The organism is Hyalangium ruber (genome assembly GCF_034259325.1).
GTDB classification, from domain to species: Bacteria; Myxococcota; Myxococcia; order Myxococcales; family Myxococcaceae; genus Hyalangium_A; species Hyalangium_A rubrum.
This window is the reverse complement of record NZ_JAXIVS010000003.1, coordinates 510,797-523,426: the sequence shown is the minus strand read 5'-3', so window position 1 is coordinate 523,426 and position 12,630 is coordinate 510,797. Positions and strand designations below refer to the sequence as shown.

Below are 12,630 nucleotides of genomic sequence, written 5' to 3'. Positions count from 1 at the left end.
ATAACTGTAAATCATGAATTGCCTTTGGGCCGTAAGCGCTTGTTTTCCTTGAGAGGCTTCAGCGGCCTCGGCTGCCGGCGGCATTGCTTCCTGTTCGGTTATCTCGTTAGAGGTGCGCCACCATGCCTCCGAGCCTGCTCGAGACCTTCCGCATCCTGTCCTCCTTTGAGCCACCGAAGGGCTCGCTGCGCGCGGCGCCCTGGGAGGAGTACGTGGATTGGGCCATCTCTCAGGGCCTGGCGCCGCTGGCGGCCTACAACCTGGAGTACCGGATGGGTGGGGGCGCCGACGCGCCGGAGTGGGCGCGGGACCGGCTGCTCTCCATCTACCAGGGCTCGGTCAACGACAACGTGATGAAGCTCGTCCACTTCAAGCGCATCGTGGACGACCTGGAGGGGCGCAAGATGCTGCTGATGGGCGGCGCCGCGTTCGCCGAGGCGCTCTACCCACACGTGGGCTTCCGGCCGGTGCTGGACATCCAGGTGATGCTGCGGCGCATGGACGTGGACGGGTTCGCCGGCTACCTGGGGCAGCACCAGTTCCGCCCGGAGAAGGACGAGCTGAACAGCGGCGCCACCCGCGTGGTGTCCGACGGGCGCACCGCCGTCTACCTCTTCTCGGACGTGCTCGGCGCCGGGCGGCGCGAGGAGCTCCAGGGCGTCTTCGACCGCTCCAAGCCCATGCGGGTGTATGGGCCCTCGGTGTTCCGGCCGGACCTGGAGGATGCGGTGCTGCTCCTGTGCCTGGAGTTCGCGCGCCAGGGCTTCCAGGTGCCGTGGCTGTACTTCGTGGACCTGCGCGAGCTGGTGACGGGGGCCACGTGGATGGGGGGCATCTACTCCCGCCCGCTGGAGGTGGCGGCGCTCCAGGAGCGCGCCAAGGCCTGGCGGCTGGAGCGGGCCCTCTACACCGCGCTGTCGATCGTCGAGCGGCTCTTTCCCCACACGGCCAGCATCGTGGAGGCGGCCCGCCCTCCGCTGCGCCGCGCCACCCGGGAGCTGCTCAACCGGCTGGTGGTGGAGCCCGTCAGTACGCCGGGCAACCAGGCGGTGATCCGGGGTGCGGATCGCCTCCGGCGCCTGCTGACCGGGCAGTAAACCCCTGTCGGCTGGCCGGGCGGGCAGGAGGGAGAGGTCCCCATGTCTTCCCCTGGCCTCGCTCCCCGGCTATGAGGCGGGAGCATCCGCCGTCTGGGGAGTCTCATGCGTATCGCCATCATCGGAACGGGCTATGTCGGGCTCGTCGCGGGAACCTGCTTCGCCGACTCGGGCAATGACGTCACGTGCGTGGACATCGACGAGCGGAAGATCCGCTCGCTGAACGCGGGCGAGGTGCCCATCTACGAGCCGGGGCTGGAGGAACTCATCCGCAAGAACGCGCGGGAGCGGCGGCTGAGCTTCAGCACCGACCTGGCGGCGGCGGTGGGGCCGGCGCAGGTGGTGTTCATCGCCGTGGGCACGCCCGAGAGCGAGAGCGGGGACGCGGACCTGCGCTACGTGCTGGAGGCGGCGGCGCAGATCGGCCGCGCCCTCCGCCAGTACACGGTGGTGGTGGACAAGAGCACCGTGCCGGTGGGCACGGCGGACAAGGTGCGCGAGGCCATCGCCCAGGTGACGAAGGTGGAGTTCGACGTCGTCTCCAACCCCGAGTTCCTCAAGGAGAACGCGGCGCTGGAGGACTTCCTCAAGCCGGACCGGGTGGTGATTGGCACCAGCTCCGAGCGGGCGCGGCGGATGATGGGCGAGCTGTACGCGCCCTTCGTGCGCACCGAGAACCCCATCTTCTATATGGATACGCGCTCGGCGGAGATGACGAAGTACGCGGCCAACGCGATGTTGGCCACGCGCATCTCCTTCATGAACGACGTCGCCGCGCTCTGCGAGAAGGTGGGCGCGGACGTGGACTTCGTGCGCAAGGGGCTGGGGGCGGACCGGCGCATCGGCTACCCGTTCCTCTTCCCGGGCGTGGGCTACGGCGGCTCGTGCTTCCCCAAGGACGTGAAGGCGCTGGTGGCCACCGGGCGCGAGAGCGGGCTGGAGCTGGACCTGCTGCGCGCCGTGGAGCGCACCAATGAGCGGCAGAAGAAGCTGCTGGTCCACAAGGCGCTCAAGCACTTCGGCGGCTCGCTGGCGGGGCGCACCTTCGGCGTGTGGGGCCTGGCCTTCAAGCCGAAGACGGACGACATGCGCGAGGCGCCCTCCATCGAGGTGATTGAGGGGCTGCTGGGCAAGGGCGCCCAGGTGGTGGCGCACGACCCGGTGGCCGAGCGCAGTGCCCGGCGCTACTTCGGCGACCGCATCCGCTACGCGTCGCTGCCGTACGAGGCGCTGGAGGGCGCCGACGCGCTGTTCGTCGTCACCGAGTGGAATGAGTTCCGCCACCCGGACTTCGAGCGGATGAAGGCGCTGATGAAGGCGCCGGTCATCTTCGACGGGCGCAACATCTACGACCCGGCGCGTATGCGCGAGCTGGGCTTCACCTACCTGGGGATCGGCCGCTCCTGAGCAGGGCCTGGGCGGGCGCGGTGGCTTGCGCCCGTCGCCCTCGGAGGCGGGAGGCTCAGCGCGCCAGACCGCAGGCGATCTTGCCCTCGTCGGTCTCGAGGTTGTTGCAGTCGCACGTCTCCAGCCGCTGCTCGCACACCGCCTCGTCCTGGGAGGTGGGCTCGATGAAGGCCTCGTCGTTGGAGGCGCGGCGGATGCACACCTCGCGCTCGAGGGTGTTGGCGGAGCACTCGCACAGCTTCTCGGACAGCTCGCGGCACGGGCCCTTGCAGCCCGAGAGAGCCAGGAGGGCGAGGGACAGCACGGCGGTGGCGACGGAGCGGTGCATGGGGGGCGGAAGATGCCAGATGCCACCCCGGATGCAAGCGAAGCGGGAGGCCTCGGGTGCTAGGGTCGCCCGCCCGCTCTTCTTCCGGGAGGCATCCACTCCATGCTGTCGCTCGTCGTCGTCCTGCTCACCGCCACCCCTGGCCAGGCCTCGCTGCTGTCACCCGTGGGCGCCGAGTCGCGCCCCTCCTCCGTGCGGCTGCTGGCCCAGGCCACTCCCCCGGCGGGCTCGGAGGGGCGCTCCGCCCCGGGCTCCGTGACCAGCCCGCCGCCCCTGGTCAACGCGCCGGATGCGCGCATCCGGGAGCTGACCTCGCAGGTGGAGGAGCTCAATTCGCGCATCCGGGCCCTGGACACGGACTGGCCGGTGGGCGCGGTGGTGATGACCTACAGCGGCTATGTGCTCTCGCCGCTGCTGGTGGTGGGCCTGCCACTGCTCATCATCGGCGCCGCGTCGACCGCGGAGATCGCCGGCACGCTCACCGCCATCGGCGCGGCCACCACCATCGTGGGCGGCGTGGGGGTGGTGCTGCTCATCGCCGGCATCGTCACGGGCATCAACGCCTCCTCGGGTGCGCGCGCCGAGCGGCAGGAGCTCCTCCGCGAGCGCACGCGCCTGGAGGATGAGCTGCGGGAGCTCAAGCGCCGGGGCGACGCCAGTGTTCACCGCTGGAACATGGAGCGCCCCGCGGTCGCACTCACCGTGGCCTCTCTCTCCTTCTGAGCGCGAAACGAGGGAGGCGCCGCCTGTCTGCCTGCTCCCTGAGGTGAAGGTAAGGAGGCATTCGGGTGCGCTCGTGAGATAGTTCGGGCGCGTTCATGCCTTCCTCCCGCCGCACCTCCCGGTTCAGCATCGCCGCAGAAGCGGTGTTGGCGGGGCTCGTCGTCTCGGGGCCGCTGGCGCTCGGAGGCGCGGCGACGTGGGCGCTCTGGCCGCTGGTGGGGCTCTCGGCCCTGGCGGCGGTGCTGGCGGCGGAGGCGGCCCGGCGACAGGGGCATTCGCTGCATGTGCCGTTGCTCGCGGTGCCGCTGGTGGCCAGCGCGGTGCTTTGCCTGCTGCAGCTCATCCCGCTCCCTCCGGCGCTGCTCGCGGTAGTGAGCCCCGAGGCCGCCGCGCTGCGGGAGTTCGCGCTCGTTCCCCTGGGCCTGTCGTCCGCGAGGCCCGTGTCCCTGGATCCGCCGGCCACGTGGCGGGAGCTCGCCAAGCACCTGGCCTATGTGCTGGCCTTCCTCTCGGCGGTGGAGGTGTGCCGCTCGCGGCGCTCGCGGCAGCGGCTGCTCTCCACGCTGGCCTTCACCGGGGCGGCGGTGACGCTGCTGGGGTTGCTGCACTCGCTGCTGGGGCTCACGGAGCTGGTGGGCCTGCGGAGCTACACCCACGCGCGGCCGCCGCTGGTGACGCCGTTCGGCAACCCCAACCACCTGGCGGGCTTCCTGACGTTGTCGGCCACGGTGGGGCTGGGCCTGATGCTCTCCAGCGCGCGTCGCGAGCGCACGGTGCTCTTCGCGGTGGCGGCGCTGCTGTCGGGCGCCGGGGTGCTGCTCTCGCTCTCGCGCGCGGGCATCCTCTTCTTCCTCTTCGGCCAGGGGGTGCTGGCGGTGTGGCTGTTGCGCCGGCGCGCGAAGCGGCGGGACGAGGAGGAGGAGGAGCGGGTGCCCTCTCCCTGGAGCCGGGGGCCGCTCGCCCTGCTCGTGCTCGGCGCGACGCTGGCGGTGGGCGGCTATGTGGCGTGGGAGAAGCTGGTGGCGGAGGCGGCCAGCGTGGACAGCGTGGAGAAGCTGCGCCACAGCAAGGTGGACCTGTGGCCGATGATGGCCGAGGCCGCGCGCTCCTTCCCGGTGTTGGGCATGGGGCGTGGGGCCTTCGAGGCCGCCTTCCCGCGCTACCAGACGGCGCTCAACCCCAACACCCTCACGCATCCGGAGAACGCGGTGCTGCAGCTGGGGGCCGAGTTCGGCGTGCTGGGCCTGGTGCTGCTGGCGGTAGGCATCTGGGGCTTCACGCGGCTGATGCGCGGAGCACGGCTGGGGCGCTTGGAGCTGGCGGTGCTCGCGGCGGTGCTGGCGTTGGGGCTGCACAACCTCTTTGACTTCAGCCTGGAGCTGCCCGCGTGCGCGGTGGCCGCGTGGGTGGCGCTCGCCACGGTGGCTCGGCCGGAGGAGCGTGAGGCTTCTGGCTCGCCACGGTGGACGTGGAGGCTGCCTGCCACGCGCGGGATGGGCATGGCCGCGGTGGTGGCGGTGGTGGCGCTGGTGGCGCTGGTGCCAGGGCGGCACACGTTGATGGCGGCGGAGGCGGAGCTTGCGGGACTCGTTCACGCCCGGGCGCCGCTGGCGGAGGTGCGTGGACGGGCGTTGGGGCTCATCGACCGGCACCCGTCGGACTACCTGCTCTATGGCCTCGTGGGCTCGGCGTATGCCACGGGGGGCCAGGCGAATGCGGGCGAAGCGCTCGCCTTCATCAACCGAGCGCTCTACCTGCGGCCGACGGATACGGCCTCGCACCGCATCGCCGCGCGCGCGTTGCTGGCGCTGGGGCGTCGCGGCCAGGCCTTCCTGGAGTACCGGTTCGCCCACGAGTCGGGAGACGAGAGCGTGTTGGTGCGTGAGGCCCTGGAGCAGACACGCACCGTGGAGGAGCTTCGGGCGCTCACTCCGGACTCCGCGACGGTGGTGGCGCAGCTGGCGCTGGCGCTGGCTTCGCGGCCCGGGCGACAGGAGCAGGCCCTGGACTGGCTCGCCTGGGCCCGGGAGCGCTTCGACGCGGCGCCTGGGGTGTTCGCGCTCTGGGAGCTCGAGGCGCGCATGCGCGTGGGACGCGGTGAGCTGGGGGTGGCGGAGGCGCTGTGTGCCGAGATCGAACTCCGGGCTCCGGCGGCACCGCAGCCGGTGCTGCTGCGGGCGGAGATCCTCCGGGCACAAGGACGGCGCGAGGATGCCATCCAGCTCCTCGAGCAGAGCCTGCCTCGCTTTCCGGGCAACCTGGAGATGTCGTTCGCGCTGGCAAGCCAGCTGCTGGACACGGGGCTGACGCGGCGGGCGCGAGAGGTGCTGAACCAGTCCAGTCGCTTCGTGACGGACTACCGGCAGCGGGCCCGGTTGCTGGCGCTGGAGGGCGCGTGCTTCGAGCGGGACGGCCTGCTCGGACGGGCACTGGAGCGCTACGTGACGGTGTCGCGGCTCGAGCCCGCTCCCGAGGCCCACTTCCAGGTGGCGCGGCTCCAGGAGGCCTTGCGCCGCCCGGGCGACGCGGCGAGGGCTGTACGCAAGGGGCTGCAGCTCCAGCCTGAGGGGTCGCGAAGCGCGGGGGAGGCATGGCTGGAGCGCCTGGAGGCCGAGGAGAAGCGGTTGCTGGAGGCGCACCGGCAGCAGCTGATGGAGGATCCCGGCAAGCAGGACGTGGAGCAGTTGCTGCGGACCCGCTCCGAAAGCCCGTAGGGCATGGGGACTTGTTGAATGGCCTTGGAGGCGACGAGGGGCTTGCACCTGCGTAGGTACGTTGTGCTTGCCTGGGTTCTCTTGGCCACATCCTGCGCCACGGACAGCGGGCGGCCTACAAGCGGAGATGCAACGGACACAGGTTCGCGCATCGTCTTGTATCCAGACAACGGCGCACCACGCGTCCTGCGGCCTTCTCTCCGACGTGCTCCCGTCGAGGTGACCCAAGCCGAGTACGAGGCGGCGATGGTACGGCTCGCTCGGGAGCTTCGGGAGATGTTGCCTCCTCGGCCCACGAAGCAACTCGCCATCATCGCCTGGGGACGTCCCGGACAGGCTGATGGACGGGCTGCGCTGGTTGGCGAATACCTCCAATGGTGCGAGCGCCAAGGTACCCCTGGTGACTGCGCAAGCCTGCTCGAGGGCCGGCCCTATCTCACCGATGAAGCGAAGCGAGAGCTGGCCTTCGCCTTGGCTTCAGCAGGCGTCTGGGAGGGCACCACCGCCGTCGTGGGCGAGGTGCTCGATCCTGCCCAACTGAGAGTGGCCCTGGTGAGCTCGATCGCCATGGCCATGACGCTGCTGGTGCTACCGGAGCCGATCTCCAAGGCGTTCGTTCTGGCGCTGACCGTGACCCTGGTGGCTTACCTGGGCTGGGACACGGTGGTCAGCCTCATCGAAGGCTGGAGGCGCATGGACCGAGAGGCAAGGCAGGCGCGCACCTTCTCTGAACTTCGCGAGGCGGGTGAGCGCTATGGACGGGTCATGGGGGAGAAAGTCACTCGGCTGCTGCTCATGGTCGCCACAGCGGCCCTGGGCTCCGCGGGGGGCAAGGCTTTGGGGGGGATGAACCTGCCGGGTTTTACCCAGGCCTCGCGCATGGCGGCGACGGAGAGCGGCCTGGTGCTATCAGCGGTGGGGCAGGTGCATACCGTCAAGGTGACGGGCCGTATCCTGACTGTCTCCATGGCGCCCAACGCTCTGGCCATGACCCACCAGGGCATGAGTGGTAGAGGCCAAGGCACGCCCTCTCCCGCGAAGTACCGGCTGAGTTCCATCGAGTCCTGGCGTAAGCCCCGCTTGACCGAGGAGGGACAGATTCTGCCCTTCAAGCGGACGCGGGAGCCTCCAACTCTTATTCCGAACCTGGGAAGGAACCGCGCAGGGCAGACGATGACTGACGGCAGGAACACCCTCCGCTTCGACAAGGATGGATTCCCAGAGTTCGAGCCGAAGTTCGAAACCCTGATCGACGATGTGCATATAGGGACTGGGAAGCCCCAGGCGCACTTCAGGGCCGCGAATGAGAGGCTCTCCCAAGCCATCCAACAGGATTCAGGGCTTGCGAAACAGTTGGGGTTCACCGGAGCCGAGGCTGGCACGCTCCCCACGTTGAATACGGCGCCAGCTGGCTACAGGTGGCATCACCATCAGGACGTCGGGCGCATGCAGCTCATCCTAGAGGGGGAGCACCGGCTCTCCATTCCTCATACGGGCGGCATGGCGATCTGGGGCGGGGGATACCCGAGATGACGCGGAACCGCGAGATCGTCTGGCGGCCTTACGTCTGGGGTGAGCCCCGAGCCGCGAAGCCTCATGAAATCGAGGCGCTCGAGCGGGAGTGGGGTGTCACTCTCCCCAAAGAGTACAAGGAACTGGTGAGCGAGTACCAAGGCATGACACCTCAGCCCAATGTCTTCAGCGTTGGCGCGACATCGGAAAGCGCAATCAACGAACTGCTGACCGTCACCCGGGACGAGGGGCGGGAGGGATACCTGGCGCTTGGCGTCTATCAAGCCTTGAAGCCGCATGTTCCCAAGGGGATCTATCCGTTCGCCTCGACTCCCGGGGGCGAGTCCGTGTGCTTCGACTACAGGGAGGGTTCCCTCCCTCCTCGGATTGTCCTCGTCTCGGTCGAGTGCGATCTCTATCCGCTGGCGGAAAGCTTCTCGGACTTCCTGGCGGGCCTGCACGACTGAGCGTGCCTTGAGCTCGGCGCTCAGTGGTGCAGGTGGGGCATGTGCATCCGCATCGAGGCGTACCAGATGACGGCCAGCACCATGATCAAGGTCAGGAATCCCGCGTCGCCCATGACGCACCTCCTCTCCTGAAAAGGTGCGTCAGCTCCACCGTTCAGGCCACCAGCCCCGAGCGTGTGCCTCGGGGGGCGGCCGGACATGCGTCTCAGCGCTGGAAGTCGTAAACGCTGCCGAGCTGGAGGATGCCCGTCAGCTCATCGAGCGCCGTCATCGTCTCCCGCGCGAGCTTCGGATCCTGCAGATCCTTCGCGTACATCGTCTCCCGGTAATGCTTCCTCACCCAGGCGGCGAGCGACTCGTGTAGGGCAGGGGAGTAGAAGACGTTGGCCTTCACCGCGGCCCGCTCCTCCTCCGTGAGCCAGATGCGCTGGCGCAGGCACGCCGGGCCGCCGCCGTTGTTCATCGACTGGCGCACGTCCAGGTAATGCACCCGCTTCACCGGGTTGTTCTCGGCTACCACACGCTCGAGGAAGCGCCGCGCCGTCTCCGTCTCCTGGCACTCCACCGGGGCCACGATGGCCATGCCGCCGTCCGGCAAGGTGAGCACCTGCGAGTTGAACGGGTACGACTTCACCGCGTCCTTCACCGGCAGCTCCGCCTCGGTGGCCGTGATGGAGGTGAACCCCTCGCCCAGCTTCTCCCGCAGCGTGCGCAGCAGGCCTGGCGCGTCCGCGAACGCCAGCTCGTGCAGCATCAGGAAGCTGCCATTGCCCACCGCCACCACGTCCGTGTGGAAGGCTCCCGAGTCGATGCCCTCCGGGTGTTGCTGGGGGAACAGGGTGCGCTCCGGGTCCAACTGGTGCAGCCGCGCGAGCGCCTGGCTGGCCTCCAGCGTCTGCCGCGCCGGGAAGCGCTTGGGCCCGACAATGTCCTTCCACGGGCTGCGCCCCCACGCCAGCAGGTGTACCGCGGCGTGCCCGGGCGTCACGAGGCGGGTGTGGTTGGCCGCCCCCTCATCGGCGAAGTGCCCTCCGCCGGGCAGGGGAGCGTGGACGGCGAACCGCGCCTCGTCCGCGAAGATGGCGCGCAGCACCGAGTGCGTCGTCTCCGCCTCGATGGCCCGGTGGAACATCTGCTGGAGGTTGGCGGGCGTCAGGTGCAGCCGCTTGTCCGCCGTGTCCTCCGAGGGCGCCACGGTGGCGGCGTTGGCCGTCCACATCGCGGCGGCGCTGGAGGTGAGCCGCAGCAGGTGCTCGGCCTCCCGGGCGGCGCGGGTGATGACCTCCTCGTCCGTGCCGCTGAAGCCCAGCAACCGCAGCGTCTTCAGCGAGGGGCGCGGCTGAGGCGGCAGCACCGCCTGGCCCACCCCCAGCCCCGAGACGAAGCGCATCTTCTCCAGGCCCTGGAGCGCCGCCTCGCGGGGATAGCTGGCCTGGCCCCCATGGGTGGTGGAAGCCAGGTTGCCGACCGAGAGGCCACCATAATTGTGGGTGGGGCCAACGAGACCGTCGAAGTTGTACTCGCGCATTGGGATATAGAACCGCTGCTGTGGAGCGCCCACCCTTAGCAAAGCGGCTCAAGCGTTTCCTCCGCTACCTGCTCGTGCGGGCCGCGTTGGCCCTCGTCCACCCACTTCCCCTCGGGCTGGCGCGGTGGCTGGGTGTGCGCTTCGGGACACTCGCCTTCCTCGTGGCCGGCGGCGAGCGGCGCAAGGCGCTCAAGTCCCTCGCCCGGGCCTTCCCGGAGAAGTCCGAGGCCGAGCGGCTCGCCCTGGCCCGCGCCTCCTTCCGCCACCTGGGCGCCGCCCTCTTCGAGGTGGGCTGCACCGCCGCGCTCGACCAGGAGCTCAAGCCGCTGGTGGCCTGGCCCGAGGCGGACCGGCGCGTTCTGGAAGCGGCGCTCGCCCGGGGCAAGGGCGTGGTGTTCGTCTCCGGCCATGTGGGCAACTGGGAGCTGCTGGCCCGGCGCGTGGCCTCCGAGGGCTTCCCCTGCCAGAGCATCGCCAAGGAGACCTCGGACCCGCGCCTCACCGCGCTCGTGGGGCGCTTCCGGGAGCGGGGCGGGGTGCGCAGCATCTGGCGCGGCCAGGACGGCGCGGTGCGGCACATGCTCCGGGCGCTGAAGAACGGCGAAATCCTCGGCCTGCTCATCGACCAGGACACCAAGGTGCAGTCCTTCTTCGTCCCCTTCTTCGGAGAGCTGGCTGCCACGCCTCGGGCCGCCGCGGACCTGGCCCTGCGCACTGGCGCCGCCGTGGTGGTGGGCTTCTGCCACCGCGAGGGCCCGGGCTACCGGCTCACCATGGAGGAGGTCTCCCCACCCGCCGAGGAGGACCGGGAGGCGGCGGCGCTGGCGCTGACGGCCACCCTCTCGCGCTGCATCGAGACGGCCATCCGCCGCACCCCCGAGCAGTGGGTGTGGATGCACCAGCGGTGGAAGACCCGCCCGGAAGGTCAACCCGCGACATTGCCCACGGGAGCCGAGGCGCCCGTGCCCACCCAGTGATAGGAAGAGCCCCGTGCCGCGCCTCCTGCTGCTCTCCAGCCTGCTTGCCCTCCTGGCCGCATGTGGCCCGCGCCGGGACGGGGCGGGTGCCTCCGAGCCACCGCCCCAGGTGGTGCTCCGAGGAGTCCAGCTCCAGTCCTTCGAGGGAGACCAGCTCGTCCTGGCCGGGCGGGCCGAGCGCCTGACGTACCAGCGCTCGGAAGGGGCGGTGATGGCCACCAACACCCTGCTGCGCATGCCGGGCCGGCGTGACACCGAGCGGATGCCCTCCGCGCCCCAGGGCGGCATGGAGATTCGAGCGCCTGTCATGGAAGGCAGCCTCTCCTCGCGCCAGCTCGTGGCCTCCGGAGGCGTCGTCGTCCGCACCGCCGACGGGCTGGTGGCGCGCACGCCTCGGGGCACCTATGACGCCGCTGGCAAGAAGGCGGGCGGGCGCGAGGGCGTGGCGGTGCAGGGGCCGGATTACGCCCTTCGGGCGGACACCTTCGAGCTGTCCTTCCCGGACGGGAACTTCACCTTCGAAGGAGCAACAGAGACCGTGGTGGGAGGGGCAAAGTGATCGAGTTCCTCGCGATGGCCTTCTTCGTGGTGCAGCCCGCCTCTCCCGGGGCGGGGGCCGACGGTGGCACGCGTCCCCAGTTGCTCGGGTCGGCGCCGCTGCGAGACCCGGTGGAGATCTCCGCCAACCTCATCAGCGGCGGCCGCAGCTCGGCCACCTTCACGGGCAACGTGCAGGTGAAGCACCGCACGCTGGAGCTGCGCTGCGACAAGATGGAGGCCTTCTACACGGAGTCGCGCGAGGTGCGCCGCGTGGAATGCACCGGCGGCGTGCAGGCCCAGGACGGGGACCGCTTCGCCCGGGGCGAGAAGGCCGAGTACGACGTGCCCAGTGGGGTGCTGGTGGTGACGGGCTCGCCCGAGGCGCGCCAGGGCACCACGTTCCTCAAGGGCACCAAGGTGCGCCTCACCCTGGGCAGCGAGCGCGTGGAGGTGGAGAACGCGCGCATCGTCATCGAAACGGCCCCCGAGGCCCCCAAGAAGGGCAAGGGAGGCGCGAAGCGGCCATGAGCGGCGGCGCGCGGCTGTGGGCCGAGGGGCTCCAGAAGAGCTACCGCAAGCGCCAGGTGGTGCGCGGCGTCTCCTTCAACGTGGCCCAGGGCGAGGTGGTGGGCCTCCTGGGGCCCAACGGCGCCGGGAAGACGACGAGCTTCAACATGGTGGTGGGCCTCGTCACCCCGGACGCCGGCCGGGTGCGCGTGGAGGAAGAGGACCTCACGCACCTGCCCATGCACCGGCGTGCCCGGCGCGGCCTCGGCTACCTGCCGCAGGAGGCCTCGGTGTTCCGCAAGCTCACCGTGCGCCAGAACTTCCTGGCCGTGCTGGAGCTCCAGAAGGGCCTCGACAAGAAGGCGCGCGAGGCCCGGGCCAAGGAGCTCATCGACGAGTTCGGCCTGGGCCACGTGGCCGACGCCCTGGGCGAGACGCTCTCGGGCGGCGAGCGGCGGCGCGCGGAGATCGCCCGCTCGCTCATCCCCAACCCCCGCTTCATCCTCTTCGACGAGCCCTTCGCCGGCGTGGACCCCATCAACGTGGGGGACCTCCAGCGACAGATTTCGCTGCTCAAGGGGCGCGGCCTGGGCGTGCTGATTACCGACCACAACGTCCAGGACACCCTGGGCATCTGCGACCGGGCCTACATCATCGCCCAGGGGCAGATCCTCGAGGAGGGCACTCCGGAGCAGATCGCCGCCTCCCCCCGCGCCCGCGCCGTCTACCTGGGAGAGCGCTTCCGGCTGCAGTCTCCCTAGGGCCCTTCCCCAGGGGCCTTCAGAGCGGGTCCGTGGAGCTCCAAGCACGCTTGCCCAGCAAGTTGGCCC

Annotated in this window: 12 protein-coding genes; 10 read left to right on the top strand and 2 right to left on the bottom strand. The window is 70.1% G+C overall.

The window, feature by feature from the left end; genetic code table 11:
- Window positions 1-122 precede the first annotated feature (122 nt).
- Together SYV04_RS11095 and SYV04_RS11090 are read left to right on the top strand one after the other, a co-directional pair.
- Entirely contained in the window at window positions 123-1,097 is a 975-nt protein-coding gene (locus SYV04_RS11095; protein ID WP_321545661.1) for a nucleotidyltransferase family protein, read from the top strand.
- A gap of 105 nt (window positions 1,098-1,202) precedes the next feature.
- The gene (locus SYV04_RS11090) at window positions 1,203-2,504 is read left to right on the top strand and encodes a UDP-glucose dehydrogenase family protein (RefSeq protein ID WP_321545660.1); all 1,302 of its coding nucleotides are present in this window, start codon (window positions 1,203-1,205) and stop codon (window positions 2,502-2,504) included.
- A gap of 55 nt (window positions 2,505-2,559) precedes the next feature.
- Here the strand turns inward: SYV04_RS11090 and SYV04_RS11085 are convergent, their stop codons facing one another.
- Window positions 2,560-2,832, bottom strand: coding sequence for a hypothetical protein (locus SYV04_RS11085; RefSeq protein WP_321545659.1), 273 nt, complete (start codon window positions 2,830-2,832; stop codon window positions 2,560-2,562).
- 102 nt (window positions 2,833-2,934) lie between these two features.
- Here SYV04_RS11085 and SYV04_RS11080 point away from each other — a divergent pair, with 102 nt between their 5' ends.
- The 4 genes from SYV04_RS11080 to SYV04_RS11065 all read left to right on the top strand — a co-directional run bounded on the left by SYV04_RS11080 (window position 2,935) and on the right by SYV04_RS11065 (window position 8,248).
- Window positions 2,935-3,555, top strand: a complete 621-nt coding sequence (locus SYV04_RS11080) for a hypothetical protein (protein WP_321545658.1) — start codon at window positions 2,935-2,937, stop codon at window positions 3,553-3,555.
- Window positions 3,556-3,650: 95 nt separating this feature from the next.
- The gene (locus SYV04_RS11075; protein ID WP_321545657.1) at window positions 3,651-6,269 is read left to right on the top strand and encodes an O-antigen ligase family protein; all 2,619 of its coding nucleotides are present in this window, start codon (window positions 3,651-3,653) and stop codon (window positions 6,267-6,269) included.
- Window positions 6,270-6,287: 18 nt separating this feature from the next.
- A complete protein-coding gene (gene sitA5 / locus SYV04_RS11070; protein ID WP_479691437.1) occupies window positions 6,288-7,802 on the top strand; it encodes a SitA5 family polymorphic toxin in 1,515 nt (504 codons plus the stop codon).
- Entirely contained in the window at window positions 7,799-8,248 is a 450-nt protein-coding gene (locus SYV04_RS11065) for an SMI1/KNR4 family protein (RefSeq protein ID WP_321545655.1), read from the top strand. The genes sitA5 and SYV04_RS11065 overlap by 4 nt, the downstream gene beginning before the upstream one ends.
- Window positions 8,249-8,453: 205 nt before the next feature.
- Here SYV04_RS11065 and astB read toward each other — a convergent pair whose 3' ends face one another.
- Window positions 8,454-9,776: an N-succinylarginine dihydrolase gene (astB, locus tag SYV04_RS11060; RefSeq protein WP_321545654.1), complete on the bottom strand. Its 1,323-nt coding sequence runs from the start codon at window positions 9,774-9,776 to the stop codon at window positions 8,454-8,456.
- 20 nt (window positions 9,777-9,796) lie between these two features.
- Here astB and SYV04_RS11055 point away from each other — a divergent pair, with 20 nt between their 5' ends.
- From SYV04_RS11055 to lptB, 4 genes are read left to right on the top strand one after another with little or no spacing between them, the layout of a single operon-like run.
- Window positions 9,797-10,753 carry a lysophospholipid acyltransferase family protein gene (locus SYV04_RS11055; RefSeq protein ID WP_321545653.1) on the top strand — a complete coding sequence of 319 codons (957 nt, stop codon included), beginning with the start codon at window positions 9,797-9,799 and terminating at the stop codon, window positions 10,751-10,753.
- A gap of 13 nt (window positions 10,754-10,766) precedes the next feature.
- The gene (locus tag SYV04_RS11050; protein WP_321545652.1) at window positions 10,767-11,312 is read left to right on the top strand and encodes a hypothetical protein; all 546 of its coding nucleotides are present in this window, start codon (window positions 10,767-10,769) and stop codon (window positions 11,310-11,312) included.
- Complete coding sequence (locus SYV04_RS11045) at window positions 11,309-11,821, top strand: LptA/OstA family protein (RefSeq protein WP_321545651.1); 513 nt, start codon at window positions 11,309-11,311, stop codon at window positions 11,819-11,821. Before SYV04_RS11050 ends, SYV04_RS11045 begins: the two co-directional genes overlap by 4 nt.
- On the top strand, window positions 11,818-12,561 hold the full coding sequence (gene lptB / locus SYV04_RS11040; RefSeq protein ID WP_321545650.1) for an LPS export ABC transporter ATP-binding protein: 744 nt from the start codon (window positions 11,818-11,820) through the stop codon (window positions 12,559-12,561). The genes SYV04_RS11045 and lptB overlap by 4 nt, the downstream gene beginning before the upstream one ends.
- Window positions 12,562-12,630 lie beyond the last annotated feature (69 nt).

Coding starts and splice junctions, on each gene's coding strand:
- SYV04_RS11095 (WP_321545661.1), top strand. CDS start 123: ATGCCTCCGAGCCTGCTCGAGACCTTCCGCATCCTGTCCTCCTTTGAG.
- SYV04_RS11090 (WP_321545660.1), top strand. CDS start 1,203: ATGCGTATCGCCATCATCGGAACGGGCTATGTCGGGCTCGTCGCGGGA.
- SYV04_RS11085 (WP_321545659.1), bottom strand. CDS start 2,832: ATGCACCGCTCCGTCGCCACCGCCGTGCTGTCCCTCGCCCTCCTGGCT.
- SYV04_RS11080 (WP_321545658.1), top strand. CDS start 2,935: ATGCTGTCGCTCGTCGTCGTCCTGCTCACCGCCACCCCTGGCCAGGCC.
- SYV04_RS11075 (WP_321545657.1), top strand. CDS start 3,651: ATGCCTTCCTCCCGCCGCACCTCCCGGTTCAGCATCGCCGCAGAAGCG.
- sitA5 (WP_479691437.1), top strand. CDS start 6,288: ATGGCCTTGGAGGCGACGAGGGGCTTGCACCTGCGTAGGTACGTTGTG.
- SYV04_RS11065 (WP_321545655.1), top strand. CDS start 7,799: ATGACGCGGAACCGCGAGATCGTCTGGCGGCCTTACGTCTGGGGTGAG.
- astB (WP_321545654.1), bottom strand. CDS start 9,776: ATGCGCGAGTACAACTTCGACGGTCTCGTTGGCCCCACCCACAATTAT.
- lptB (WP_321545650.1), top strand. CDS start 11,818: ATGAGCGGCGGCGCGCGGCTGTGGGCCGAGGGGCTCCAGAAGAGCTAC.